Annotated in this window: 22 protein-coding genes, 3 tRNA genes and 3 rRNA genes; 9 read left to right on the top strand and 19 right to left on the bottom strand. The window is 60.2% G+C overall.

The window, feature by feature from the left end; all coding sequences use genetic code 11:
• The first annotated feature begins 7 nt into the window (after positions 1 to 7).
• The gene (locus tag AC2ISB_RS13155) at positions 8 to 148 is read left to right on the top strand and encodes a hypothetical protein (protein WP_486575364.1); all 141 of its coding nucleotides are present in this window, start codon (positions 8 to 10) and stop codon (positions 146 to 148) included.
• A 16-nt stretch (positions 149 to 164) separates the two neighbouring features.
• Here the strand turns inward: AC2ISB_RS13155 and dapD are convergent, their stop codons facing one another.
• Entirely contained in the window at positions 165 to 992 is an 828-nt protein-coding gene (gene dapD / locus AC2ISB_RS13150) for a 2,3,4,5-tetrahydropyridine-2,6-dicarboxylate N-succinyltransferase (RefSeq protein ID WP_406721551.1), read from the bottom strand.
• A 139-nt stretch (positions 993 to 1131) separates the two neighbouring features.
• On the opposite strand from dapD, the gene AC2ISB_RS13145 reads away from it, so the two are divergent.
• Positions 1132 to 1980, top strand: a complete 849-nt coding sequence (locus tag AC2ISB_RS13145) for an LOG family protein (RefSeq protein WP_339108684.1) — start codon at positions 1132 to 1134, stop codon at positions 1978 to 1980.
• Between the two features lie 6 nt (positions 1981 to 1986).
• Here the strand turns inward: AC2ISB_RS13145 and AC2ISB_RS13140 are convergent, their stop codons facing one another.
• The 7 genes from AC2ISB_RS13140 to AC2ISB_RS13110 form a co-directional block, all read right to left on the bottom strand.
• A complete protein-coding gene (locus AC2ISB_RS13140; RefSeq protein WP_339108683.1) occupies positions 1987 to 2712 on the bottom strand; it encodes a gamma-glutamyl-gamma-aminobutyrate hydrolase family protein in 726 nt (241 codons plus the stop codon).
• Complete coding sequence (locus tag AC2ISB_RS13135) at positions 2709 to 3683, bottom strand: amidoligase family protein (protein WP_486575361.1); 975 nt, start codon at positions 3681 to 3683, stop codon at positions 2709 to 2711. The genes AC2ISB_RS13140 and AC2ISB_RS13135 overlap by 4 nt, the downstream gene beginning before the upstream one ends.
• Positions 3684 to 3802: 119 nt before the next feature.
• Positions 3803 to 4132: a DUF3140 domain-containing protein gene (locus AC2ISB_RS13130; protein ID WP_339108681.1), complete on the bottom strand. Its 330-nt coding sequence runs from the start codon at positions 4130 to 4132 to the stop codon at positions 3803 to 3805.
• Positions 4133 to 4250: 118 nt separating this feature from the next.
• On the bottom strand, positions 4251 to 5432 hold the full coding sequence (rlmN, locus tag AC2ISB_RS13125; RefSeq protein WP_339108680.1) for a dual-specificity RNA methyltransferase RlmN: 1182 nt from the start codon (positions 5430 to 5432) through the stop codon (positions 4251 to 4253).
• Positions 5433 to 5600: 168 nt separating this feature from the next.
• The gene (gene lpxK / locus AC2ISB_RS13120) at positions 5601 to 6602 is read right to left on the bottom strand and encodes a tetraacyldisaccharide 4'-kinase (protein WP_339108679.1); all 1002 of its coding nucleotides are present in this window, start codon (positions 6600 to 6602) and stop codon (positions 5601 to 5603) included.
• Positions 6603 to 6627: 25 nt separating this feature from the next.
• Positions 6628 to 7818 carry a 3-deoxy-D-manno-octulosonic acid transferase gene (locus AC2ISB_RS13115; RefSeq protein ID WP_486575358.1) on the bottom strand — a complete coding sequence of 397 codons (1191 nt, stop codon included), beginning with the start codon at positions 7816 to 7818 and terminating at the stop codon, positions 6628 to 6630.
• Between the two features lie 9 nt (positions 7819 to 7827).
• Positions 7828 to 8085, bottom strand: a complete 258-nt coding sequence (locus tag AC2ISB_RS13110) for a DUF4170 domain-containing protein (RefSeq protein ID WP_339108677.1) — start codon at positions 8083 to 8085, stop codon at positions 7828 to 7830.
• Positions 8086 to 8202: 117 nt separating this feature from the next.
• On the opposite strand from AC2ISB_RS13110, the gene zapE reads away from it, so the two are divergent.
• Positions 8203 to 9300, top strand: coding sequence for a cell division protein ZapE (zapE, locus tag AC2ISB_RS13105; protein WP_339108676.1), 1098 nt, complete (start codon positions 8203 to 8205; stop codon positions 9298 to 9300).
• Position 9301: 1 nt separating this feature from the next.
• Positions 9302 to 10231, top strand: a complete 930-nt coding sequence (locus AC2ISB_RS13100; protein ID WP_486575357.1) for a hypothetical protein — start codon at positions 9302 to 9304, stop codon at positions 10229 to 10231.
• 12 nt (positions 10232 to 10243) lie between these two features.
• On the opposite strand, the gene AC2ISB_RS13095 is transcribed toward AC2ISB_RS13100, so the two are convergent.
• The 4 genes from AC2ISB_RS13095 to AC2ISB_RS13080 form a co-directional block, all read right to left on the bottom strand.
• A complete protein-coding gene (locus AC2ISB_RS13095) occupies positions 10244 to 11284 on the bottom strand; it encodes an LLM class flavin-dependent oxidoreductase (RefSeq protein ID WP_339108674.1) in 1041 nt (346 codons plus the stop codon).
• 85 nt (positions 11285 to 11369) lie between these two features.
• Positions 11370 to 12641: a bifunctional folylpolyglutamate synthase/dihydrofolate synthase gene (locus tag AC2ISB_RS13090; RefSeq protein WP_486575355.1), complete on the bottom strand. Its 1272-nt coding sequence runs from the start codon at positions 12639 to 12641 to the stop codon at positions 11370 to 11372.
• 131 nt (positions 12642 to 12772) lie between these two features.
• Positions 12773 to 13741 carry an acetyl-CoA carboxylase, carboxyltransferase subunit beta gene (gene accD / locus AC2ISB_RS13085; RefSeq protein WP_486575354.1) on the bottom strand — a complete coding sequence of 323 codons (969 nt, stop codon included), beginning with the start codon at positions 13739 to 13741 and terminating at the stop codon, positions 12773 to 12775.
• A gap of 73 nt (positions 13742 to 13814) precedes the next feature.
• Complete coding sequence (locus tag AC2ISB_RS13080) at positions 13815 to 14699, bottom strand: CPBP family intramembrane glutamic endopeptidase (protein WP_486575353.1); 885 nt, start codon at positions 14697 to 14699, stop codon at positions 13815 to 13817.
• Positions 14700 to 14859: 160 nt separating this feature from the next.
• On the opposite strand from AC2ISB_RS13080, the gene AC2ISB_RS13075 reads away from it, so the two are divergent.
• Entirely contained in the window at positions 14860 to 15618 is a 759-nt protein-coding gene (locus AC2ISB_RS13075; protein WP_339108670.1) for a TSUP family transporter, read from the top strand.
• Here the strand turns inward: AC2ISB_RS13075 and AC2ISB_RS13070 are convergent.
• Positions 15599 to 17500, bottom strand: a complete 1902-nt coding sequence (locus AC2ISB_RS13070; RefSeq protein WP_486575351.1) for an acyl-CoA synthetase — start codon at positions 17498 to 17500, stop codon at positions 15599 to 15601. The genes AC2ISB_RS13075 and AC2ISB_RS13070 overlap by 20 nt on opposite strands.
• A gap of 281 nt (positions 17501 to 17781) precedes the next feature.
• Between AC2ISB_RS13070 and AC2ISB_RS13065 the strand changes: the two genes are divergently transcribed.
• The 3 genes from AC2ISB_RS13065 (at position 17782) to AC2ISB_RS13055 (ending at position 19618) form a co-directional block, all read left to right on the top strand.
• Positions 17782 to 18303: an invasion associated locus B family protein gene (locus tag AC2ISB_RS13065; protein ID WP_406721625.1), complete on the top strand. Its 522-nt coding sequence runs from the start codon at positions 17782 to 17784 to the stop codon at positions 18301 to 18303.
• A gap of 218 nt (positions 18304 to 18521) precedes the next feature.
• On the top strand, positions 18522 to 18665 hold the full coding sequence (locus AC2ISB_RS13060; RefSeq protein ID WP_486575350.1) for a hypothetical protein: 144 nt from the start codon (positions 18522 to 18524) through the stop codon (positions 18663 to 18665).
• On the top strand, positions 18656 to 19618 hold the full coding sequence (locus tag AC2ISB_RS13055; RefSeq protein ID WP_486576802.1) for a recombinase zinc beta ribbon domain-containing protein: 963 nt from the start codon (positions 18656 to 18658) through the stop codon (positions 19616 to 19618). The genes AC2ISB_RS13060 and AC2ISB_RS13055 overlap by 10 nt, the downstream gene beginning before the upstream one ends.
• On the opposite strand, the gene AC2ISB_RS13050 is transcribed toward AC2ISB_RS13055, so the two are convergent.
• From AC2ISB_RS13050 to AC2ISB_RS13025, 6 genes are all read right to left on the bottom strand, one after another.
• Positions 19575 to 19651 (bottom strand) — tRNA-Met (locus AC2ISB_RS13050). The two genes, AC2ISB_RS13055 and AC2ISB_RS13050, sit on opposite strands and share 44 nt — an antisense overlap.
• 63 nt (positions 19652 to 19714) lie before the next feature.
• Positions 19715 to 19829: ribosomal RNA gene (gene rrf / locus AC2ISB_RS13045) — 5S ribosomal RNA — on the bottom strand.
• 72 nt (positions 19830 to 19901) lie between these two features.
• A 23S ribosomal RNA gene (locus AC2ISB_RS13040) occupies positions 19902 to 22732 on the bottom strand.
• Positions 22733 to 23018: 286 nt separating this feature from the next.
• Positions 23019 to 23094 (bottom strand) — tRNA-Ala (locus tag AC2ISB_RS13035).
• Between the two features lie 15 nt (positions 23095 to 23109).
• Positions 23110 to 23186: transfer RNA gene (locus AC2ISB_RS13030), tRNA-Ile, on the bottom strand.
• A gap of 144 nt (positions 23187 to 23330) precedes the next feature.
• Positions 23331 to 24798 (bottom strand): 16S ribosomal RNA (locus AC2ISB_RS13025).
• The 16S, 23S and 5S rRNA genes sit together here with 3 tRNA genes alongside, the layout of an rRNA operon.
• A 712-nt stretch (positions 24799 to 25510) precedes the next feature.
• Between AC2ISB_RS13025 and AC2ISB_RS13020 the strand changes: the two genes are divergently transcribed.
• On the top strand, positions 25511 to 26074 hold the full coding sequence (locus AC2ISB_RS13020) for a PAS domain-containing protein (RefSeq protein WP_339108667.1): 564 nt from the start codon (positions 25511 to 25513) through the stop codon (positions 26072 to 26074).
• The last annotated feature ends 3 nt before the right edge of the window (positions 26075 to 26077 follow it).

Genomic DNA, 26077 nt, shown 5'->3' with positions numbered 1-26077 from the left:
TTATCAGATGATGTCGCCAGAGCCGGAGCCGTTCGCGGAAAGCCGCTTCCGGTCTGCCCCCTGTCTGGGCGTGGCAAACGTGCGGCTGTTTACGAAAACAGCCCCCGAAGAGATCTTCGAGGGCTGTCTGGCAGAATGGCAGCCCTGAGGGGCTGCACCGGAAGTCAGTCGCGCAGCAACTCGTTCACGCCGGTTTTCGAACGGGTCTTTTCGTCCACACGTTTCACGATCACGGCGCAATAGAGGCTGACGCCGTTTTTCGACGGCATGGAGCCCGAGACGACCACCGAATAGGGCGGCACTTCGCCATACATCACTTCGCCGGTTTCACGGTCCACGATCTTGGTCGACTGGCCGATATAGACGCCCATGCCCAGCACCGAGCCCTCGCGGACGATCACGCCCTCGACAACCTCGGAGCGCGCACCGATGAAGCAGTTGTCCTCGATGATGGTCGGACCCGCCTGCATGGGTTCCAGCACGCCGCCGATGCCGACGCCGCCCGACAGGTGCACGCCCTTGCCGATTTGTGCGCAGGAGCCGACGGTCGCCCAAGTGTCGACCATGGTGCCCTCATCCACGAAAGCGCCCAGATTGACGAAGGACGGCATCAGCACCACGCCCTTGGCGATATAGGCCGATTTGCGCACGACGCAGTTGGGCACGGCGCGGAAGCCTGCGGCCTTCCACTGGTTCTCGCCCCAGCCTTTGAACTTGCTGTCGACCTTATCCCACCAGCCGCTGCCTTGCGGGCCGCCTTCGTGGATTTCCATGTCTTTCAGGCGGAAGCCCAGCAGCACGGCTTTCTTCGCCCATTGGTTCACATGCCAGTTGCCGTCTGCCTGCTTTTCGGCCACGCGCAGCTTGCCCGAATCCAATGCGTTCAGGGTATCGGTGATCGCCTCGCGGGTCTCGCCGGTGGTTGCGGGCGTGATCGTGTCGCGGGTTTCCCAGGCGGCTTCGATGGCCGCTTCAAGCTGTGCATTCGACATGGTCTTCTCCAAGCATTTCGATTGAGACCCGTAATGCCAGTGCTTTCGGAATTTCTCAATGCAAAACCTGTTTTATGGGAGTCTGGCAGAACCGCGACAAAGCGCATAGGTTCGCCGAAATTCAGAAACAGGAGTTTTCATGGCCAGCGAACACGACCCCGCCTTTCAGGAGCCGCATAATTCGACGCTGCGCGACAGTGTCGAGGATGCCCGCTCTGCCGAGCGTGTTCCCGACACGCCGCAGACCCGCTCGCCCGCCTACAAGCTGGCCTTCACCGATAAAGACTTCCTGATGCGCGAAGAGCTGCGGCCCGTGCGCCTGCAGCTGGAACTGCTCAAGCCACAGCTCATCATGGATGAACGTGGCATCGAATCGACGGTGGTCATGTTTGGCGGCGCACGCATTCCCTCGCCCGAAAAGAAAGACACCGCCAAGACACCGCAACTGGCCGAGCTGACAAAATATTACACCGAGGCCGAACGGTTTGCCGAACTGGTCACCGCCCGTTCGCTTGAGGCCTATGGCCGCGAGCTGGTGGTCTGCACGGGCGGCGGCCCAGGGGTGATGGAGGCCGGCAATCGTGGCGCGCATAAAGCGGGAGGGGAATCTATCGGGCTGAATATCCTGTTGCCGCATGAACAGGCCCCCAATGCCTATGTCACCCCTGCCCTGTCCTTCAACTTCCACTATTTCGCCATCCGCAAGATGCACTTCCTGATGCGCGCCGCGGCGATCGTGGTCTTTCCGGGGGGCTTCGGGACATTGGACGAGATGTTCGAAAGCCTTACCCTGATCCAGACCCGACGGATGAAACGGGTGCCGGTCATCCTGTTCGGCCGTGAATTCTGGCAGAAGATCATCAACTGGGAGGCGCTGGCCGAGGCAGGCACCATCGCGCATGAGGATCTGGATCTGGTGCGCTTTGTCGAGACGGCAGAAGAGGCGATGGCCGTACTGGAGGCTTTCCACCCCGAGTGTGAATGCTGACCCCGCCTAAAGGGTCAGCGCCTCGGCACTGACTTCGGCAAGCTGCGCGCGATCCTCCCGACAGGCGCGCGCAGCCGCCACCAACGCCCGAAACAGCGCGCGCTGACGGCGGGCATAGGTGAGATATTCGGGATGCCATTGCACCCCCAAGGCAAAGGGATCGGCGATCCGTTCAATGGCCTGCACCATTCCCGAGGGGTCGCGCGCCGCCACCACCAGCCCCTCTCCCAGACGGTCCACGGCTTGACTGTGCAGCGCGTTCACCCGCATCGGCGCCGCCCCTGTCAGCTGGGCCAGTCGGGTGCCCGCAATCACCTGCACATCCTTCTTGGGCAAGAGTGTCGAATATTTGCGCGCGCCATAATGGCTGTAGGCATCCTGATGCAGCGTGCCGCCCAGTGCCACATTCAGCATCTGCGACCCGCGGCAAATGCCCAAAACCGGCTTCCCCAGATCGAAGGCCTGCGCCACCACCCCCGCCTCGAGCCTATCGCGCGCGGGGTCCAGCACGGCCGTTGTGACCAGCTCTCCGCCATAAAGCTCGGGCGAGATATCATCCCCGCCGCCCACGATGACACCGTCCACCTGCGTTGCATCGGCCTCGCCCCGCGTGCTCCAGCGCACCGAACGTCCCCCCGCCAGCCAGACCCCGAAGGCGATGAACGGAAAGACCCGCCAGCCGGTTTTCACCGAAGTGGTGACCCCGATCACAGGGCGCATCCCGCGGCTCATCCGATCAGATCCGCATCGCGCAGGATGCGCCCGACATGTTCGGGCCAGCCCAGACCAAGGAAGTTCATGCCGCTATGCTCGGCGGGCCAGTCACGGCAAAGCTGCCGCAGCACCGCTTCCTTGCTGGCCACCTGTTCGACGAGCCACCAGCGGCGCCATTCGTAATCCAGCGACCATTGCGGGTCCGAGATACGGCAATCGGGCAGCCGGAAGTGGAAAGCGGGGCGCGGATTGACCGTGCCGCCCTTACCATCGCTTGCGGCAATGATCTCGGGATGCAGCTCGACAAAGACCGGCAGCATATCCAGCCCGTGATTGCGCGACAAAGTGGCCTCGCGATAGGCGCGGATCACATCGGGCAGGGAAGCCTCCGGCCCGAGTTCCACCAGATGGCGCACCAGCTTTTCGGGATAGCGGTCGGTAAAGGGCAAAGCCTGCCGCGTCATCTCGATGGGAAGCGCCCGCCGCATCCACGGTTCAAGCAGCGCGTAGGCCAGAAGCGGGCGCACCACATGGTCCGGCCCCGCAATCGAGGGGTTGAAATGCACGCCAAAGCCGTAAAAGGCGCTGGCTTCGCTGCCCAATGCCCCGCGCTCGCGCAGCGTTGTCAGAAAGGTGGAAAGATCGGCAAGCTGCTCCAAAGTCAGCGGCTGGGTCACGATCTCGACCGGAAGCACCTCGCGCCCGAGCCGCATCCCGAGATCGCGCAGCGGACCGGAAAGCGATTTGCGCAACGCGATGTCCAGATAGATATCCAGATCACCGATCCGCGTGCCACGCACCTTCCAGTCATCCCCTTCGGCGCGCTGTGCCGTGCCTCCCAGAAAAGTGGCGGCAAGTCGGGCCGTTTCCGCCTCGTCCAGACCGGCAAATTCCACCTCGACGCCGATACGGCGCGGGGTGCCATCCGGTCCGGTCCTATCGGGCAGCGGGGCAAAACGCGCTGGCGCGGCGATCCTTATATCGGTCATTCTCGTCTCCGTCCTATCCGGTGAACGCATCCCATCACGGAAACGTTCCCCAGATGTGACCGCCTTGCGCAACGCGGGATTTCGACACCGGTCGCGGAAAAAGCGTCAGGGACGGGGCGTCAGTATCGCAAGGGATCGTGGCCGCAATTCATCAAAGCATAGCGCCAAGCGGCCTGCTGCGACAGATCTGCCGGACGGCCTGCCGCCAAGGTCCGCTCGATATCAAAGGTGATCTCGCGCATCTTGCTCCATTCGGCGGCGGTCAGATCGGTGGGCTTGAGGCGCGCAAGCTCCAGCACCTTCAGCGCCGTCAACTGGCCGTTCTGCCCCAGCATCGCACAGGCGCTGCGGCTTTCCTCGGTGTCCAGCCATGCTTCCAGCTCGGCCGGTTTCATATTCATCAGATCGTGCCAATCATCAAGAATGTCGCGCTGTTCATCCTGCGTCATGATGCCCCCCAGTTCAGGAATTGATCCGGAAAGAACGCCGCGCCGCAGCATCCGGTTCCCGAAAAATTTACGGAACCGTCACAATGCAAAAGGCCGCCCCGAAGGGCGGCCCGAAGGCTTACAGACCGGCCTCGGATTCGATGTCCTTGCGAGACTTCCGCGCCCGTTCAGTGGCGGATTTCAACTGGCCACAGGCGGCCATGATATCCTCGCCACGCGGGGTGCGGATCGGCGAGGCATAGCCCGCTTTATAGATGATATCCGCAAACCGCTCGATCCGCTCCCAATCCGAGCGCTGATAGGGCGCGCCGGGCCATTCGTTGAAGGGGATCAGGTTGATCTTGGCGGGAATGCCCCTGATCAGCTTGATCAGACGGCGCGCGTCCTCATCGGTGTCATTCACATCCTTCAGCATCACATATTCAAAGGTGATGCGTTCCGAATTGGACAGGCGCGGGTAATCGCGCAGCGCGTTCAGCAGCGCCTCGATATTCCAGCGCTTGTTGATCGGCACCAACTTGTTGCGCACCTCATCGGTGGTGGCGTGGAAGCTGATCGCCAGAAGGCAGCCGATCTCTTCGGCGGTCTTGGCAATCTCCGGCACCACGCCCGAGGTCGACAGCGTGATCCGGCGGCGAGAAAGCGACAGCCCCTCACCATCCATCACCACTTTCATCGCATCTCGGACGTTATCGAAGTTATAGAGCGGCTCGCCCATGCCCATCAGCACGACGTTCGACACAAGGCGCTGTTCGTTCTTGGGCGAGTTCTGCTCGGGCCATTCGCCAAGGTCGTCGCGCACCAGCATCAGCTGGCCGACAATCTCGCCCGCGGTCAGGTTGCGCACCAGTTTCTGCGTGCCGGTATGGCAGAAGGAACAGGTCAGCGTGCAACCCACCTGAGACGACACGCACAGCGTCCCGCGCCCCTCTTCGGGGATATAGACGGCCTCGACCTCATGCCCGCCCTGAATGCGCAGCAGATATTTGCGGGTGCCATCCTCCGAGATCTGACGCGTCACCACTTCGGGCAGGCGGATCTCGAACTTGGCCTCCAGCATCTCGCGGTAGGCTTTGGCCAGATTGGTCATCGCGTTGAAATCGCGCACGCCCCAGTAATAGACCCATTGCCAGATCTGGCCTTCACGCATCTTCGCCTGCTTCTCGGGCGTGCCAGCCTCGATGAGCGCCGCGCGCAGCTGCGGGCGGGTGAGGCCAACAAGATTGATCTTGTCGGAAGAGAGGTCTTTACGCGGGATCGTCAGCACGTCCTGCGTGATCGGTGCGGATGCGTCGGTCATGGCGATTTCCTGAAAATGAGTGGCCCCTATACAAGATTCGGCGCAAAATTCAAATAGCAAAGGCGCACAGGCCCAGCGCATCGGTCCCCGGGCCGCAAACCGGCTTGGTTATCGCCCCTGCAACTGTCCAACGACGGGCCAACGTCACCTGCGCCCCGCCCTCCGGCTTCAGCCCTGCCGAGGAGGGATCAGGCCCCTGAGCACATCGCGCAACATGGCCTTTTGCGCAATCTCCAGCCGCACCGGAAGCGTCAGCACCTGCGGTCGGAAACTTGCCGGAAGGCGCACGGCGTCCTTTTCCGTGGTGACAAGCTGCAGTCCGGACTGTCTCGCCTCCAGCTCCAACCGCGACAGAAGCTGTCGGGTAAAGGGCTGGTGGTCATCCAGCGCCTCGCACCGCTGAAGATCCGCGCCGAGGCCGCGCAGTGTGTCGAAAAACTTCTCGGGATGCCCGATGCCGGCAAAAGCAAGGCAGGCCAGCCCCTGCCAGTCCATGCCGGTGGCCAGAGGTTGCAGACTGGCCTTGAGATGCGGACAGGGCAAGGCATCGCCCCAAAGGGTCTGGAACCGCATCTGGGCCGCCTCGTTCCCGATCGACATCAGCAGATCCGCGCGCGCAAGCCCCGTTGCAACAGGTTCGCGCAAAGGGCCTGCAGGCAGACAGCGACCATTGCCGAAGCCCTTATGGGCATCCACCACCACGATCGTCAGATCCTTGACCAAGCCGGGATTCTGGTGACCGTCATCAAGCAAGATGACATCCGCACCCGCAGCTTCGGCGGCCTCGCCCCCACGGGCGCGGTCTTTTGAAACCCATGTCGGGGCAAAGGCGGCCAGTAGCAGAGGCTCGTCGCCCACCTCCGCCGCCTGATGGCGATCGGGATCAACCTGCACCGGCCCCTCCAGATGGCCCCCGTGCCCGCGGCTGACAATATGCGGGGTCAGCCCTTCCTCCTGCAGCATCTGCGCGATGGCGATGGTGGTCGGGGTCTTCCCCGTGCCGCCCGCATTGATATTCCCGACACAGATCACCGGCACCGAAAGGTGAACGCCCCTATGCGCAAGACGCTTCTGCGTGGCTTTCGCGGTCACATGTCCTAACGGGGCCAGCAATCTTGCCATAAGGCTTGGCTGTGAAGGGGCGCTATACCAGAAGGCGGGCGGGCGCATGGGCGGCTCCGATCATGACAGGAAATTAGGGCGCGGCGGGAAGGGCCTGATGGATGGCATCGATCAGGGCTTCTATCGCGCCCGCACCAGCGGTTTCAACATCCCAGGCATTGCGGGCCAGAAAGGCGGCGCGATGCGGGGCAAGCAGGTCGATCACCGCTTCGGACAGATCGTCCTTCGAGGTCAGGCGCTTGCTGGCCTGACCGGCCTGAAGCTCGTGATAGGCGGCCTCGAAGGCGCCGGTATCCGGCCCGTGCAGCACCGCCGAGCCAAGAGCGGCGGCCTCCATAGGCGAGCGCGGCGCGCGCGACTGGCCACTGAAGGTGCCGCCGATATAGGACAGCGGGGCCAGCCGGTACCACAAGCCGTAATCATCGGGGTCATCGGCAATGAAGACCTGCGTATGCGGGTCCGGCTCGCCCTCCAGAGAGCGCCGCGCGACATGCCAGCCCTCATCCGTCAGCCTCTGCGCCAGCTCCACGGCATCGCCGGAACTGTCGGGGGCCAGAAACAGCAGCAGCCGGTGGGCATGGCGCAGGGCCTGCATATGGGCCTCAAGCACCATGTCCATCTCGTCCTCGGGCACCGAGGTCGCAAACCATGTGGGGCGGTTTTGCAAAAGATCGCCCATCGCCACCAGCTCTTTTCCGGAACAGCTTAACGGCGGCGGCGGCAGCGACAGCGGGCCGCAGGCGATCAGCCGGTTCGGATGCGCGCCGAGGCCGATCAGATGCAGGTTTTCCTCGGTGGTCTCGGTCAGAATGGTATGGACCATGCGCAGCAGCCGCGCGGCATAGGCGGTTCGGGGATGGTGCCCGCCCACCAGAATGATCGGGATCGCGTGGCTATGCGCGCCCGAAATCAGCGCAGGCGGCAGATCCTGCCCGATCAGCAGCACCAGATCGGGCGCCCAGACCGTGAGCGCGGCGTGGATATCGGCATTGGTATCGGGCGGATCGGGAAAGGGATGGCATTCCCGCGGCAGCGCCACACGATCCAGCAAAGCCGCAGGACCTGTCACGATAAACGGACGGTCCGCCAGACGCCCGATCAGCATCTGCAGCACAGCTTCGATATGGGGAAGGGAGGAAACGCCCGACAGCCGGACCCAGATGGGTGGCTTCGTGCGGCCTGCAACGGGCGTCAGACGCTCGGGCAGGGCAGATGGCCGGTTCAGCCCCGACAGTTTCAGGTGCAACCAGAGCGGAACCGGCATGATAGGGTATCAGAACCCGAGTTCGGCGGTCGGCGCCGCTTCCATTTCTTCATCGCGCAGGCGATGGAGATGCGCGATGAAATAACGCATATGGGCGTTATCCACGGTGCGCTGCGCTTCGGCTTTCCAAGCGTTGAAAGCTTCCGCATAATTGGGATAGATCCCGACGATGTGGATGTCTTTTACGTCGCGAAAGACGGTCTTCTGCGGATCGATGAGTTCGCCGCCGAACACGAGATGCAGACGTTGCGTCGGAGATTTGGGCATTTCGATGAACCTCTCTTGTGAGAATGGCGCGACCCTAGGCCAAGCGCGCGCGCTTCTCAAGGTATGCAGCGCATTTGGTTGCTTTTCAAATGCGTGAGCAAGAGATACCTAATTGCCATGACACAGACACTTTCCCAGATCTACGAGGCCCGCGTGGCCGAGGGCACCCTGCGTGGCGATGATGCGCAGCGCGCCGTATTACCGCTTCTGGAGCGCGTTCGCCGCGATCTGGAAACCCTCCCCGAGACCCCGCCCAAAGCCGGATTTTTCGGTATGTTCGGCAAAAAAGCCGCGCCGCCGCAGATCAAGGGGCTGTATCTTTGGGGCGGCGTAGGACGCGGGAAATCCATGCTGATGGACCTGTTCTGCGAGGCGGTCACAGCGCCCAAGCGCCGCGTGCATTTCCACGCCTTCATGCAGGAAGTGCAAAACGACATCGAGAAAGCGCGCAAGGCCAAGGTCGAGGATGCGATCCAGCCGGTGGCAAAACGAATCGCTTCCGAGCTGAAACTGCTCTGTTTCGACGAGATGCAGATCACCGATATCGCCGATGCGATGATCGTGGGGCGGCTGTTCGAGTTGCTGTTCGAAGCGGGTGTCGTGGTGGTGACCACCTCGAACCGCGTGCCCGAGGATCTGTATAAGGACGGGCTTAACCGCCAGCTTTTCCTGCCCTTTATCGCGATCCTGCGCGACAAGCTGGAGGTGCACGAGATCATCTCGGTCAATGACTACCGCCAGAACCGTCTGTCGGGGCAGCAGGTCTATTTCACCCCCGCCGACCGTGAAGCCAAGACGCAGATGGACAGCCTTTGGGCTGAACTGACCGGCGGCCATGACGAGAAACTGTCTCTGGCCCATAAGGGCCGCGAAATCACGTTGCCGCATTACCACAATGGCGTGGCGCGCGCGTCGTTCTGGGATCTATGTGCCGCAAATTTGGGCGCTGGCGACTATCTGGTTATCGCCGAAAATGTTCGCGTTTTGTTTTTGGACGGGATTCCCAGTCTGGATTCATCTAAATTTAACGAGGCTAAGCGTTTTGTAACCATGATCGATGCGCTCTACGAGGCGAAGGTCCGGCTGATTGCCTCTGCAGCAGCCGAACCCGAACATCTCTATAACGAGGGCACCGGCAGTTTCGAATTTGAACGCACCGCCTCCCGTTTGCGCGAAATGCAGGCCGCGGATTGGGGGCAAGACCACGGAGACTGAGATGCAGGCCCTAGAGCGCGATATTTCCCGGATCGAAGAGATCGAAGCGGTTGCCCGAGATCTGAAACGCGCTCTGAACCTGTTACCCGGCTGGGCGGGCACCCGTGTGGAAGAGGTGCTGCGCCTGACCCCAGACCGCGCCGTGGCGGTCATCCGCCGCCGCGACGAAAGCTTTGTGCTCAAGCAGTTCTTCGGTGACAAGGGCCCTGCCCGCGCCACCCTGATGGCCGAGGCTCTGGGCCATGCGGGCCATATGCAGGACGGGGCGCATCGGGTGGTGGCGCTGGTGGCCTCTTTCGCCTCGCAGGGCATGATCATCATGGGCCGCACCCCCGGTCTCCGGCTGGATCGCGTCCTCAAAGATGCCGCCCCCGATATGCGGCTGCGGCTGGTCGGGGCGGCGGGACACTGGCTGGCACGCTACACCGCGCCCACCCGCGAAGAAGGCCGGTTCTACGCCACTTTCTGGCTGCGCCAGATCGAGGACCTTCCGCACCGGCATATGCAGGGCGAGGCGCGCAGGCTATCGGGCGAAATCCTCGACAAACTGGCCCGTATGGCGCCCGATCTGAATGGCAAGATGGTGCTGCGCGCCCGCAGCCACGGAGATTTCGTCGACCGCAACCTGAATGTCGCCCCTGACGGGAAAACGCTCTGGGGCTTCGATATCGACCGGTTCCCGCTCCTGCCGATTGCCCGTGATGTGGCACGTTTCCTCAGCTGGCGGGCGAGCGACCGCGCGGAGCATCTGGGGCGCGCCGGCCTGCCGGTCGACGAGGTTACGGCCATGTCGGCAAGCGATGTCCTGCCGCAGGCCGAATGGCAGGACATGGTGCCCTTCTTCGCGGGCGAGACATTGGTCCGCCGGTTTGCCGACCGCCTCGGCGACACGGACCGCCTGATCCCCGTCGCCAAGGCGTGGCTTGGCTGATCGGCGCGGCCCTCAGCTTCTGGGCATCTGGTCAAGGATCTCGCGCACGCGCGGGATCACCTTCGTGCCGTAAAGCTCGATATTGCGCAGGATGGCCGAGGCTTTCTGCGGACCCGAGCTGTATTTCAACTGGAACCGGCTCAGCCCCAGCGTCGCCACTGTCGAGGCGATTTTCAACGCGACCGTCTCGGGCGCGCCGACATAAAGCGAGCCATGTTCGATCTCGCGCAGGTAATCCTCGCGCCGCAGCGGCGGCCAGCCCCGCGAGGCGCCAATTGACGCATGCATCTTCTGGTAGCCCTCGAAATAGGTCTCGCGGGCAAGCTCGTCGGTTTCGGCCACAAAGCCCGGACTATGCACGCCGACCTCTTTCGGCGTGGTCCCCATCTGCGCATGGGCGCGGCGATACAGATCCACCAGCGGCGCGAAGCGCGCGGGCGCACCGCCGATGATCGCCACCAGCAGCGGCAGATCATGCGCCGCCGCCGAGACGATACTCTCGGGCGAGCCCCCCACACCGCGCCATGTCCGGATGGGGGCTTCGGGGCGCGGATGGACCGTGGCGTTTTTCAGGGCAGGCCGGAAGCGGCTTTCAAAGCTCACCTTCTCGTTGCGGATCAATGTGACGAACTGTTCGAACTTCTCGTCAAACAGCGCCTCGTAATCCTCCAATGCGAAACCGAACAGCGGAAAGCTCTCGGTAAAGGACCCGCGGCCAAGGGTGACTTCGGCGCGCCCCTGCCCGAAGGCATTCATGGTGGAAAACCGCTGGAACAGGCGGATCGGGTCGTCCGAGCTGAGCACCGTCACCGACGTTCCGACCTTGATACGCGAGGTCTGTGCCAGAATGGCCGACATGATCGGCTCCGGCGAGGAGATCGCGAAATCGGGGCGGTGATGCTCGCCCAGACCAATGAAATCGGCCCCCGCCTCTTCGGCCAGAACCCCTTCGGCCACGGTATTGCGGATCACCTGCGCCGGCGACAACCGCGCGCCGCTATCGTCGGTCGTGATATCCCCGAATGTATCGAGGCCAAGTTCGAGATGGGTCATGAAAGGCTCCTTCGCTGGAGCACAATCTAGGCAAAACGGGGCCAGCTCCCCAGCCCCTTTCCCGCACAGACCCTGTTCAAAAAGATCAGCCGTTCTCGCGCAGCACAGCGCCCGCCAGATAGAGCGAGCCGCAGATCAGCACCCGCGCATGGGGATCTTTCGCGACAATATCCGCCAGAGCCTGCGCAACCGTCTCTGCCTCGGCCACATGGGCAAAGCCCGCGCGGGTGGCCGCCTCTGCGGTGGCCTCTGCCGGAAGGGTATTGGCCTCACCGGGGATGGACACAGCCGTCAGGCTCCGGGCGCGCTTGGCCAGCGGATGCAGATACCCCACGATATCCTTGGTATTCAACATGCCGCAAATCAGATGCGTAGGGCGGGCGGGCAGGCGGTCCAGCGTTGCCGCAATCACCGCGCCTGCGGCAGGGTTATGCCCGCCATCCAGCCACAGCTCCGCACCTTGCGCGGCCTCGACCAGAGGGCCGGTCTTCAGCTTCTGCATCCGTGCGGGCCACTCGGCCTGTGTCACCGCCGCCTCACAGGCGGCCTCGTCACAGCCGAGGAAACGCAGCGCCGTCAGCACGGCGCCTGCATTCATCACCTGATGCGGGCCGGGAAGATTGGGCAGCGGCAGATCCAGCAGGCCGGTCTCGTCCTGATAGACCAGACGCCCCGCCTCTTCGCGCACATGCCACTGCTGGCCATAGGCCAGAACCGGCGCGCCCAGACGCGCGGCGCGGGCCTCGATGACCTCCAGCGCCTCGTCATGCTGCGGGCCGATGATCACCGGAACCTCGCGCTTGATGATGCCCGCCTTCTCGGCGGCAATCTCGGCCAGAGTCTCGCCCAGATATTGCTGGTGGTCCAGATCGACAGGCGTGATGATCGACAGCGCAGGCGTGATCACATTGGTCGCATCCAGCCGCCCGCCAAGCCCCACCTCCAGCAGCGTGTAATCCGCCGGATGGCGCGAAAAGGCCAGAAAGCCGGCACAGGTGGTGATCTCGAAAAAGGTGATATTCCCGCCGTTGTTGCGGGCCTCGCATTCATCCAGCATGGCAGAAAGCTCGGCCTCGGAAATCAGCTCTCCGGCCAGACGGATGCGCTCGTGAAAGCGCGCCAGATGCGGCGAGGTATAGGCATGGACCGATTTGCCCGCCGCCTCAAGCCCCGCGCGGATCATGGCTTGGGTCGAGCCCTTGCCATTGGTCCCCGCAATATGGATCGCGGGCGGAATCTTGTCCTGCGGCTCGCCCAAAGCGGTCAGCAGACGCTCCATCCGGTCCAGTGTCAGATCGATGATCTTGGGATGCAGCCCCATCAGACGCTGCAGGATGATATCGGACGTGTCCCTCATGAAAGCCCCCTCAGGCATAGGCAATCAGGGTGCGCCAATGGCGCATCCCTGCGCGGGGGCGGGGGCTCGATGCCCGCGGCGCCGCGACCCGCCGATATCGTGCAAACGCCGGGTCGCTCCGGCGCGACAGGTCAACCCTTGGCGTCCGCCGCAGGCTGGGGCGCGGCTTTGGCGGCGGCAGGCGCCTCCTCAGCCACTTCAGGCACCTCTGCCTTGATTTCCGGCGCAGGCAGATCGGCGGCGATCGCAGGCGGCATGTTCATCATCATACGGATGATGGTGATCAGTTCCTCACGCAGCTCCTTGCGGGGCGTCACGCGGTCCAACATACCGTGATCCAAGAGATATTCGGCGCGCTGGAAGCCCTCGGGCAGCTTCTCGCGGATGGTCTGCTCGATCACACGCGGGCCTGCAAAGCAGATCAGCGCATTGGGCTCGGCAATCTGCACATCGCCCAACATCGCATAAGAGGCCGTCACCCCACCGGTGGTCGGATGGGTCAGCACGACGATATAGGGCAGTCCCGCTTCGCGCAGCATATCCACAGCCACGGTCGTGCGCGGCATCTGCATCAGCGACAGGATCCCCTCCTGCATCCGCGCACCACCGGCGGCCGAAAACAGCACCAGCGGGCGGCCCAGTTTCACCGCGCGTTCCGCTGCGGCCACAATCGCATTGCCGACATACATCGACATCGACCCGCCGATAAAGCTGAAATCCTGCGCAGCCGCCACGATGGGGGTGCGACCGATCTCGCCCTCGACCACCAGCATGGCTTCTTTCTCGCCGGTATTCTTCTGGGCGGCTTTCATCCGCTCGGGATATTTCTTCTGGTCCTTGAAATGCAGCGGATCGACGATCGGCTCCGGCACTTTCACCTCGGTGAAGATGCCACCGTCAAACAGCGCCTCGAAGCGCCTGCGGGGGCTGATCGCCATGTGGTGGCCGCAATTCGTGCAAACATTCAGGTTCTGAGCCAGTTCGCGGTGAAACAGCATGGACCCGCATTCCGGACATTTCGTCCAGAGATTTTCCGGGATCTCCCGGCGCGAGAAAAGCGAATTGATCTTCGGGCGGACGTAGTTCGAGATCCAGTTCATGTTCTTGCGGCCCCTTTGGCTCCTATTGCGGTCCAGATAAGACGGGTCGCGAAGAAATGCAATCAACCAGCGTTCAAACCCGCAGGCTCAGGCGGATCAAAAGCCATGAAACCGTAATTGACGCACCATCGACCAGCATTGCTGGGGCGATTGTGTTAAAATCTTGGAGGTTCGCCACAATACTGAACAGGGCAACCCCGTCGATATGGCCGTAATAACTGACCAGCAGGATCGCCGAGAGGTTATTGACCAAATGGAAGGCCAGCGCCGCGCCCAGATTGCCGGTCCGTGCGGTCAGATCCGAGGCCAGAACACCGTAGAACGCCGCCCAGATCACCGGCCACAGCGCCTGTGCCCCATAGGTGCCCGCGTCGTAATGCAGCACCCCGAACAGGATCGATGGCCCCCCCATGCTGATCAGGACATTGTTGTTCGACCACGCGCCCAGCTGCTGCATCAGAAAGCCGCGAAACAGCACTTCCTCGGAACAGATCTGCACGAAGACAAGCGGGATAACCACAGGCCACCACGGCAGCGCCGCCGACAGCGCCGTGGCATGACCGACATCCGGTGCCCGTGAACCGATCCACGCCACTACCACCCCCAGCGCCAGCAAGGGCCAGAAGGCACGGCGGAAATCGCCCCCCCATCCGGCGCCGAACAGGCTGTTGGCGGGGCGTTTGCACAGATATTGCGTGACAATCAGCACGCCAGCCACAAGCGGCAGAAAGCTTGCCAGCAGCACGGTGACGCCAAAGGGGCTGGAGCCGGTGGCAATTTCCTGCAACCGGAAAACCTGCGCCATCCCCGTCATATGGGCGAGGCTCATCCCGATCAGGGTCGAGGCCCCCAGCGCATAGATCGCCATAATCGCGAGAATCCCGACAAGGCTGCGCCAGAGTTCGGCGGTGGCACGGGCGGGGGCGGTGTAGCTGGCAAGCAGGGGATAATGGGGCACGTCAGATCCGGGCGGTTACAGAATATGCCGCACAGTAAGAGCTTTGCGCGGCCTTGTCATCAAACGCTCTTTCGGGTTGCGCCTCTTTACATTCCCTGCTGGCCGGCAGACAGTCGCGATCCTGTTTTTCCCACATCCATACGGCCTTAGGGAGGTTCCTGTGTTTGAAGTCTCGTTCGATCTGGCCATGCTGCTTTTGGGAGCCGCTTTTCTGGCGGGGTTTGTGGATGCCATTGCCGGAGGGGGCGGGCTGATCACCGTGCCGATCCTGATCATGGCAGGGGCCTCGCCGCTACAGGCGCTGTCCACCAATAAGGTGCAGGGCGTCTTCGGAGCCGCCACCGCAGCTTTATCCTACGCCGGATCAGGGCATGTGAATTTGCGGACACAATGGAAGGCGGCGCTTTTGTCGGGCTGTGCGGGTCTGCTGGGCGCAGTCCTTGTGTCGAAGATCCCGACCGACGGGCTGCGTTATGCGCTGCCGGTGATCCTGATCGCGATTGCCGCCTTTTTCGCCTTCCGTCCGGGTCTGGGGGACGAGGACCGCGCCCAGCGTATGCCCCCCGCCACCTTCACCGCCTTCATCGTGCCCCTGATCGGCTTTTACGATGGCCTGATCGGCCCCGGCACGGGGAGCTTTTTCATGATCGGCTTCGTGATGCTGGCGGGCTATGGCGTGCTGAAGGCCACCGCTCATACCAAGCTTCTGAATTTCGCCTCCAATACCGGCGGGCTGATCGGCTTTGCCGCGATGGGCGCCCCTTGGTGGATCATGGGGCTCTCGATGGGCGTGGCGCAGATTTTCGGGGCGCGGCTGGGCTCGCATATGGCCATGAAAAACGGGGCCCGACTGATCCGCCCGCTGCTGGTGGCCACCTCGAGCCTGCTGGCGCTGAAGCTTATCTGGGATCTGCTGTAACGCCCGCGCCCTCCAGCTCGTAAGGCAGGGCAAATTCCTCCAGCCTGTGGCGCAGCTGCGCGTGATCACATTCGGGGGCGGTCCGGATATGCGCCACAAGCCCGCGCCTGCGGTCCTGACGCACCTCCGCGACATGCGCTGCCAGTCCGGCTTCGGCCAGAACATCCGAAAGCACGCGCTGGATCGCCCGACGCCGGAGTTCGGGCTTGAAGATCTTGCCCACCGCCGTCTTCGGCAGTTCCGGCAGGATTTCGATATGTTTGGGAATGGCGGCGCGTTCATGGACATGCTCGCGCAGATAGGCCATCAGCTCGGCCTCGCTGACCTGATGGCCCTGACAGAGTTCGACATAGACACAGGGCAATTCGCCCGCAAAGGCATCCGGCTGGCCGATGGCACCGGCATTGGCAATCGCGGGGTGGCGGGCCAGCGGCTCTTCGATCACCGCAGGGTCGATATTATGCCCACCGCGAATGATCAGATCCTTTGCCCGCCCCGTGATCCAGAGATAGCCATCGGCATCGATACGCCCCAGATCACCGGTGCGCAGGAAGCCGTCTTCGGTATGGCGGGCCTCGCCATTGGGGCAGGCATCCTGTGCCACCCCGGGATTGCGCACACAGATCTCGCCGATCTCGTCCACGGCACAGGCGATCTCGTCCCCGTATTCCTGACGCCGGATACTGACCTGCGTATAGGGCATCGCAATACCGATAGAGCCGATCTTCTTGACCCCGTCGGGCGGGTTCACGGCCACCAGACAGGTGGCCTCGGTCAACCCGTAGCCTTCGGCGATCTCGACCCCCGTGGCGGCGGTGAAGCGGTGATAGAGCTCGCGCGGCATCGGCGCCGAGCCCGAGATCGCGATCCGCAAGGACGAGATATCAGCATCGACCTTGCGCTGCATCAGCGCCGAACAGGCCGTGGGCACGGTGATCAGGAAGGTCACCTTCCAGCGTTCGATCAGCTTCCAGAAATTGTCGAACACCCCTGCCCCGCGATAGCCCGCGGGCGTGGGGTAGATGACATGCGCGCCGCTGGCGATGGCCGACATCAGCACCGGATAGGCCGCAAAAACATGGAACATCGGCAACGGACACAGCAGCACATCCTCTTCGGTGAACAGAAGATGCCCGCCCAACCAGCCGTTATAGATCATCCCCGAGACCCGATGCTGGGCAATCTTGGGTGCGCCCGTGGTGCCACCGGTATGGAAAATCGCCGCGATACGATCTTCGGGCGGATCATCAAAGACCAGACGGTCCGCAGGCTGGCTTGCGCAGAGGCTATGGAAATCGTGATAGCGGCGGTTTTCAAGCCGCGTCGTTTTGGGCCGCAGGAAAGGCACGGCCAGCCGTTTGACCCCGCGCAGATAGCGCGCCAGATCGATCTCGATGATATCGGTGACCTCGGGCGCATCAGCCAGGGCCTGCGCCATCTTCTGGGCGATATCGGTCTGGGGAAAGGCGCGCAGGGTGATCACCACACGGGTTCGGGTCTCGCGCAGGAGCGCCGCGATATGTTCGGCATCCAGCAGCGGGTTGATCGGAAAGATCGTCGCTGCCACCGTGCCTGCCAGAAAGCTGATCACGGCTTCATTGCAATTTGGCAGCACATAGGCCACGCGGTCCTCCTGCCCGATCCCGCGTGCATGGAGCGCATTGGCCAGCCGGGTCACCGCCGCCAGAAGCGCGGCCCAGTCCAGAGTTTCGGCAGGGGCTTTGGGGGCCGAGAACAGCTGGAAGGAAATCGCCGGGCGCTGCGGATGCGCCTGCGCCGTCTGCGAAAGGAAGCGGTGGATCGTGGGCGCTTTGGGACGGTCGGGCCAGGACATCTCGGCCTCGACGGTCTGGCGATCCTCTAGGGTCTTAAAATGTCTCATCGCGCGACATCCCACTGGTCAAATAATACCCGCCTCAAGCGTGATTGTGCTGGTCTAACGAATTTGGCAGGGTAAATCCACGGCCTGCTTGCGCGCAGATGCACGGGAAATCGGAAGAATGCCTCAACAATGATGTGAAATTCATCCACAGGGGCTTTCCTGTAGGGTCAATTTTGCGCTACTATCCGCAAATCGAGTTGAAATCCGTTTCACGCTAAGAAAAAGAGCATAAGCCATTCTGGCGGGACCGAGGCACCAAGCAGCTGGAGGCTGTATCTATGATGAATTCCGTTCTGCGCACCACTGTTGCCGTGGCGATGACCTGTGCGGCCATGAGCCTGCCTGCATTGGCGCAGGAAACCACCAACCGTGTCGCTGCTGAAACCGACTGGAGCGTCTTTGTTGAAAACAGCCCGAAAGAATGCTGGGGCGTTTCGGCACCGAAGACGACCGTGAACACCAAAGACGGCAAGCCGGTTCAGGTGCGCCGCGGTGATATCCTGCTCTTCGTCACCTTCCGCCCGGGCAAACAGCCCGAAGTGTCTTTCATGGGCGGCTATCCCTTCGCAGGTGGCTCGACCGTGGATATGACCGTGGGCAGCAACACATTCAAGCTGTTCACCGATGGCGAGGGCGCATGGGCTGGTTCTCCTGACGAGGACAAGAAGATCATCGCAGCGCTGAAAGCCGGTGCCGATGTCAAGCTGACCGCCCATTCCGCGCGCGGCACGCAAACGCAGGACACCTTCTCGCTCATGGGCTTCACCGCCGCAATGGGCGAGGCGGAAAGCCGCTGCAAATAAGCGAACGCTTAAGTTAATAAAAAACGGGCCAAACGGCCCGTTTTTTATTGCCGCGATACCGGTGCGGTTTTCGCCAAAATCCAGGCACAAGCGGGCCGGTGATGTTCAGAGAACCGGCCTGATTGAGCACATCGCACGCGGAGGCGATCTTCAGGCGCAATGCCATACGCCTGAAAACCTCTGCGCTAAACCGCTATTTTCACGGGCTTTGGCCAAAGATGCCCCTCCGTACAAATAGCGGACGCCTTTCCGATGCGCAGTCCACCCGGATCGCTGCCGCCATCGCCAGCACCACGTCGCAGATCGAGGCTCTCAATACGGATCATGCAAAGACCCAGACAGTCGAGACGGGATGCGGTTAGTGAAGGATCCGGCGAGCGGTAAGCGTCAAGCCCAGCTCAATCCACCCGAGGAATGGGTCATCAAGGAGGTCGAGCATCTACGGATCATCGAAGATGACCTTTGGCGCCGCGTGAAGGCACGGCAAGACACCATCCGGGAAGAGATGAACCATACCGCGCAGGATGACACACCGCTGCGCCGCGATTTCGCGCGCCAACCGAAGTTCCTTCTCTCCGGCCTGATCAAATGCGGCTGTTGCGGTGGCAACTACATCCTGATCAACCGCACCCGCTACGGGTGCTCCGTCTCCCGGAACAAGGGACTGGCAGTCTGCGACAACCGCGCGACCATCGGGCGAGAGGACCTCGAAGCCCGCGTGCTCGGCGGGCTGAAGGATCGCCTGATGCACCCGGAGCTGATTGCTCTGTTCGTCGAAGAATACCGCCGCGCCTGGAACGACGCGCTGGCTGGGCAGGTCGTGCAACGCGCCAAGGCCGAGCGTGAGCTTGCCCAGCTGGAGCGGAAGATTTCAGGTATATTGGCGGCGGTCGAAGACGGGATGTATGATCCATCGATGAAGGCACGAATAGAGACGCTGAAGGCCGAGAAGACACGGTTGACACTTGCCGCGGCGCCCGAGCCCCCTGCCCTGCGCCTGCATCCGGGACTCGCTGAGACCTATCGGGCGAAAGTGGCGGATCTGGCATCGTCGCTGTCAGACCCGGCGCTCCAGCTTCAGGCGAGCGAGGCGCTTCGCGGGTTGATTTCGCAGGTACGGCTGATGCCGGATGCCGCTGCCATGGACGGGCACGCGATCGCGCTTGTGGGGGATCTGGCTTCAAATCTTACGTTGCAGGAGGCGGAAACGGCGCAAACCCCGCGGAATACGAGGCGGTGTGTTGGCGGTGATGTTGGTATGCAAGTAACATTGGTTGCGGGAGTAGGATTTGAACCTACGACCTTCAGGTTATGAGCCTGACGAGCTACCGGGCTGCTCCATCCCGCGTTATTGTTTGTCTCGTTTGGGGGGTGTTATCGTTATATAGAGATGATTGACGCTCTTTGCTAGGTTTGGCGGTGACCTACTCTCCCACGTCTTAAGACGCAGTACCATTGGCGTGTTGGCCCTTAACGGCCGGGTTCGGAATGGGACCGGGTGTATAGCCAGCGCTATGACCACCAAACCGAGTAAAGAGCGTGCAAGTCAAGTTGTATGCATGATTTTGATCTGTAGGAGTGTCTGTCTACTACTGGATCAAATCAAGCCAATCGGGCAATTAGTACTGGTCAACTGAATGCATTGCTGCACTTACATCTCCAGCCTATCGACGTGGTGGTCTTCCACGGCCCTCAAGGGATACCTAGTTTTGAAGGGGGCTTCCCGCTTAGATGCTTTCAGCGGTTATCCTGTCCGGACATAGCTACCCAGCACTACCGTTGGCACGATAACTGGTCCACCAGTGGTCCGTTCACCCCGGTCCTCTCGTACTAGGGGCAACTCTTCTCAAGTATCCTACACCCACGGCAGATAGGGACCGAACTGTCTCACGACGTTCTAAACCCAGCTCACGTACCTCTTTAAACGGCGAACAGCCGTACCCTTGGGACCTGCTCCAGCCCCAGGATGAGATGAGCCGACATCGAGGTGCCAAACGGTGCCGTCGATATGGACTCTTGGGCACCATCAGCCTGTTATCCCCAGAGTACCTTTTATCCGTTGAGCGATGGCCCTCCCACTTGGGACCACCGGATCACTATGGCCGACTTTCGTCTCTGCTCGACTTGTCAGTCTCGCAGTCAGGCAGGCTTTTGCCATTGCACTCAACGACCGATTTCCGACCGGTCTGAGCCCACCTTCGCGCGCCTCCGTTACTCTTTGGGAGGCGACCGCCCCAGTCAAACTACCCGCCACACAGGGTCCCGGATCCGGATAACGGACCGCGGTTAGACATCAAGAGTGCGAAGGGTGGTATCTCAAGGATGCCTCCACCGGAACTGGCGTTCTGGTTTCAAAGGCTACCACCTATCCTGCACATCACAATCCTGATGCCAGTGTGAAGCTGTAGTAAAGGTTCATGGGGTCTTTCCGTCTAACCGCGGGTAGTGTGCATCTTGACACACAGTTCAATTTCGCTGAGTCCACGTTTGAGACAGCGGGGAGATCGTTACGCCATTCGTGCAGGTCGGAACTTACCCGACAAGGAATTTCGCTACCTTAGGACCGTTATAGTTACGGCCGCCGTTTACCGGGGCTTCAATTCAGAGCTTGCACCCCTCCTTTTAACCTTCCGGCACCGGGCAGGCGTCAGACTGTATACGTCGCCTTACGGCTTCGCACAGCCCTGTGTTTTAAGTAAACAGTCGCCACCCCCTAGTTTGTGCCCCCCACCACTAGTTGCCTAGCGATGGGGCCTCCTTCTCGCGAACTTACGGAGGCATTTTGCCGAGTTCCTTAAACGTGGTTCTCTCAAGCGCCTTGGTATTCTCTACCAGTCCACCTGTGTCGGTTTCGGGTACGGTCTTATAGAGAGGCTATTTCCAGGGACCTGTAGGCTGCCCACACAATCCGATAAGTGTGAACAACGGTTCAGATCCGTCACCATCTCACGGCCCAGGAATATTAACCTGGTTCCCATCGACTACGCCTTTCGGCCTCGCCTTAGGGGCCGGCTTACCCTGCTCAGATTAGCTTTAAGCAGGAACCCTTGGACTTTCGGCGACAGGGTCTCTCACCCTGTTTGTCGCTACTCATGTCAACATTCTCACTTCTGATCACTCCACCGGATGCCTTACAGCCCGGCTTCACAGTCAGAACATTGCCTCCAATGTATCCGAGGATACTAAGGAGGCAGCGTTCTATATCACAGAACGCTCCGCTACCACGCACTTCACAGTGCATCCAAAGCTTCGGCTCGTGGCTTGAGCCCCGTTACATCTTCGCCGCAGGACCTCTTGACTAGACCAGTGAGCTGTTACGCTATCTTTAAAGGATGGCTGCTTCTAAGCCAACCTCCTGGTTGTTTTGGAAGTCCCACATGCTTTCCCACTTAGCCACGAATTGGGGGCCTTAGCTGTTGGTCAGGGTTGTTTCCCTCTCCACGACGGACGTTAGCACCCGCCGTGTGTCTGCCGATCAGTTCTTCCCGGTATTCGGAGTTTGCTTAGACTCAGTAAGGCTGTGGGCCCCCATCATCCATGCAGTGCTCTACCCCCGGGAGAATACAATCGACGCGCTACCTAAATAGCTTTCGCGGAGAACCAGCTATCTCCGAGTTTGATTGGCCTTTCACCCCTAGCCACACGTCATCCGGACCCTTTTCAACGGGTGTCGGTTCGGACCTCCAGTTGGTGTTACCCAACCTTCATCCTGCACATGGCTAGATCACTCGGTTTCGGGTCTGATCCCACGAACTCGTCGCCCTTTTAAGACTCGCTTTCGCTGCGCCTACACCTATCGGCTTAAGCTTGCTCGTAAGACCAAGTCGTTGACCCATTATACAAAAGGTACGCCGTCAGAGCTCGAGGCTCCTCCGACTGCTTGTAGGCGTCCGGTTTCAGAAACTGTTTCACTCCCCTCGTCGGGGTGCTTTTCACCTTTCCCTCACGGTACTGGTTCGCTATCGGTCAGTAAGGAGTACTTAGCCTTCGAAGGTGGTCCTCCGATCTTCAGACAGGATTTCACGTGTCCCGCCCTACTTAATACGTCCTGTTGAGCTTCGTATACGGGGCTATCACCCATATTGCTGGACATTCCAGACCATTCTACTCACTCTCAAGGCTCGGCTGGTCCGCGTTCGCTCGCCACTACTAGCGGAGTATCATATTGATTTCCTTTCCTCCGGGTACTTAGATGTTTCAGTTCCCCGGGTTCGCTCTTAAAACCCTATGTATTCAGGTAATAAGTCCCTGGTTATGCCCGTTGTAAATTACCAAGGTAATTACAACAAACATTCAGGTGGGTTTCCCCATTCGGAGATCCATGGATCAAAGCTTATTCTCAGCTCCCCATGGCTTATCGCAGAGTATCACGTCCTTCATCGCCTCTTACTGCCAAGGCATCCACCAAACGCCCTTCTCGCGCTTGATTTGATCCAGAAGAAGATAGACTTCTTCCTGTATCAAAAGCATGCATACTATTCCCGCTGATGATCTATGATCATCAACATTGGTTAGTGTACTTGACTTGAACAACATCGCTGCTTGCAGATCGAACTGCTGTCACCCGTACTTGGGCAACCCGCGATGCTGATGTTTAATTTCATCTCTATATACGATATCAAACCGTCCAATCGGACGAGCAAACCGTTCATCACTTGAACGTCTTGCTGATCTGATTGGATCAATTCCATCTTTGGTTTTGTCATCGGAAGTTATGGTGGAGCCTAGGAGGATCGAACTCCTGACCTCCTGAATGCAAATCAGGCGCTCTCCCAGCTGAGCTAAGGCCCCATAAACTGTGGAAAGTGGTGGGTCGAGGAGGACTTGAACCTCCGACCTCACGCTTATCAGGCGTGCGCTCTAACCACCTGAGCTACCGACCCATTCCTGGACCGAAGCCCTTGGCATTTTTCCGACTACTGAAGAGATATGAGGACGGCCTGGCCGTATATGTTTGAGGCTCTGACTGAGCCTCATGCTAAGTGTTTCACGAGCAAGGCAAGCCAAGCTACTAGAAACATCCTTAGAAAGGAGGTGATCCAGCCGCAGGTTCCCCTACGGCTACCTTGTTACGACTTCACCCCAGTCGCTGAGCCTACCGTGGTCCGCTGCCTCCATTGCTGGTTGGCGCACGGCCGTCGGGTAGACCCAACTCCCATGGTGTGACGGGCGGTGTGTACAAGGCCCGGGAACGTATTCACCGCGTCATGCTGTTACGCGATTACTAGCGATTCCGACTTCATGGGGTCGAGTTGCAGACCCCAATCCGAACTGAGACGACTTTTTGGGATTAGCCCATTGTCATCGCCATTGTAGCACGTGTGTAGCCCAACCCGTAAGGGCCATGAGGACTTGACGTCATCCACACCTTCCTCCGACTTATCATCGGCAGTTTCCCTAGAGTGCCCAGCCGAACTGCTGGCAACTAAGGACGTGGGTTGCGCTCGTTGCCGGACTTAACCGAACATCTCACGACACGAGCTGACGACAGCCATGCAGCACCTGTCACTGATCCAGCCGAACTGAAGGAAAGTGTCTCCACTAACCGCGATCAGGATGTCAAGGGTTGGTAAGGTTCTGCGCGTTGCTTCGAATTAAACCACATGCTCCACCGCTTGTGCGGGCCCCCGTCAATTCCTTTGAGTTTTAATCTTGCGACCGTACTCCCCAGGCGGAATGCTTAATCCGTTAGGTGTGTCACCGACAAGCATGCTTGCCGACGACTGGCATTCATCGTTTACGGTGTGGACTACCAGGGTATCTAATCCTGTTTGCTCCCCACACTTTCGCACCTCAGCGTCAGTATCGAGCCAGTGAGCCGCCTTCGCCACTGGTGTTCCTCCGAATATCTACGAATTTCACCTCTACACTCGGAATTCCACTCACCTCTCTCGAACTCAAGACTAGCAGTATTAAAGGCAGTTCCAAGGTTGAGCCCTGGGATTTCACCTCTAACTTACTAATCCGCCTACGTGCGCTTTACGCCCAGTAATTCCGAACAACGCTAGCCCCCTCCGTATTACCGCGGCTGCTGGCACGGAGTTAGCCGGGGCTTCTTCTGCTGGTACCGTCATTATCTTCCCAGCTGAAAGAGCTTTACAACCCTAAGGCCTTCATCGCTCACGCGGCATGGCTAGATCAGGCTTGCGCCCATTGTCTAAGATTCCCCACTGCTGCCTCCCGTAGGAGTCTGGGCCGTGTCTCAGTCCCAGTGTTGCTGATCATCCTCTCAAACCAGCTATGGATCGTAGGCTTGGTAGGCCATTACCCCACCAACTACCTAATCCAACGCGGGCCGATCCTTTGCCGATAAATCTTTCCCCCGAAGGGCACATACGGTATTAAACCCAGTTTCCCGGGACTATTCCGTAGCAAAGGGTACGTTCCCACGCGTTACTAACCCGTCCGCCGCTAGATCCGAAGATCTCGCTCGACTTGCATGTGTTAGGCCTGCCGCCAGCGTTCGTTCTGAGCCAGGATCAAACTCTCAAGTTGAAAGCGATTTACATCGCTAACCTTGACGCATGAACCTTCGCACATCGTCTATCCAATTGGATAAACGCTTTCTGCTTACCGTTCTCACTTGCGTGAAACCGACAAACAGTGAAGCTGACACTCACATCATCGAGCTAGACGCCCTAGTGAGCCGATATGCAAACGATCATTTAGTCGATCATCGACCAAACCGCCCGCATATCTCTTCAGTAAAACCATCAATGTCAAAGAGCCGAAGACAAAAATTACCAGCAGCACCCAATCCTCAGGTGCTAACCGCCAACCTAATCTTCCGAATTTCTATCACTTCAACCGCTCCAAACCGTCTCTTTCGATCCTGTCTGCCGCGGCTTCCGCGCCCCGCTGCGTCGTCTGCCGCTGCGGTGAAGCGGTATTTACGGAGAACACCCACAACCCGCAACCCCTTTTTTCACAAAAACAGACCAAAAACCAAAAAAATCAACTAAACAACTGAAATTAAAGTATATATTTCGAACAGTTTTATGACGCCAATCCCCAACACACCCAAAACCACAGGAATCACCCGCCCCAACACGAAAATAAACCCACCTCAAAGCGCTCCTGAACGCCCCCTCAAACCCCAGACACCCTGAAGAAGCATGTCCTTCCCCACAGCCCCCTACAGGATTGCCTTCGGGCTTCTTCCAGTCGTGGCTTGCCAACGCCGCTCCGCGATGCACATTGTGGTCCTATGAACCAGATAGACGCCCCCAGCGCTGACCCCAGCGATCTCCCCCCCGCGCTCGAACGTTATTTCGAGCGGAGCCGCATTGCGCTGGCGCTTTCTGAGATGAACGAGGATGTGCCGCTTTGTCTGGTCAATCATGCCTTCCTCGACCTTACCGGCTACGAGACACAGGACGTGCTCGGACGTAATTGCCGGTTCCTGCAGGGGGATGACAGCGATGCGGCGGATAAGGCCGAGCTGAGCAAGTTCATTCATGATGACCTGCGCGACAGTGGACGGTTCCATATTCTGAACTACCGCAAGGATGGATCGCGCTTCCATAACCTTGTCTTCATGTCGCGGCTGCGCGACGAGGAAGGGGTGACGCGCTATATACTGGCCTCGCAGTTCGATATGTCGCCGGTTCTGGACCGCGCACGGCTGGATGCCAATGATGCGACATTGGCGCGCAACATCTCGGATATTGACAAGATCGCCAAGGAATACGGGCTGGCGATGATCAGCTCGGCGCAGCTGATTGCGGATTCTATTACCCTTATTGCACGTTTAAGCGTTCCCAGGACTTAAGAC

It is taken from the genome of Thioclava sp. NS-SX20 (genome assembly GCF_057380695.1).
Note: the sequence above shows the minus strand (reverse complement) of the source record. Positions and strands in the feature narration are given on the sequence as shown.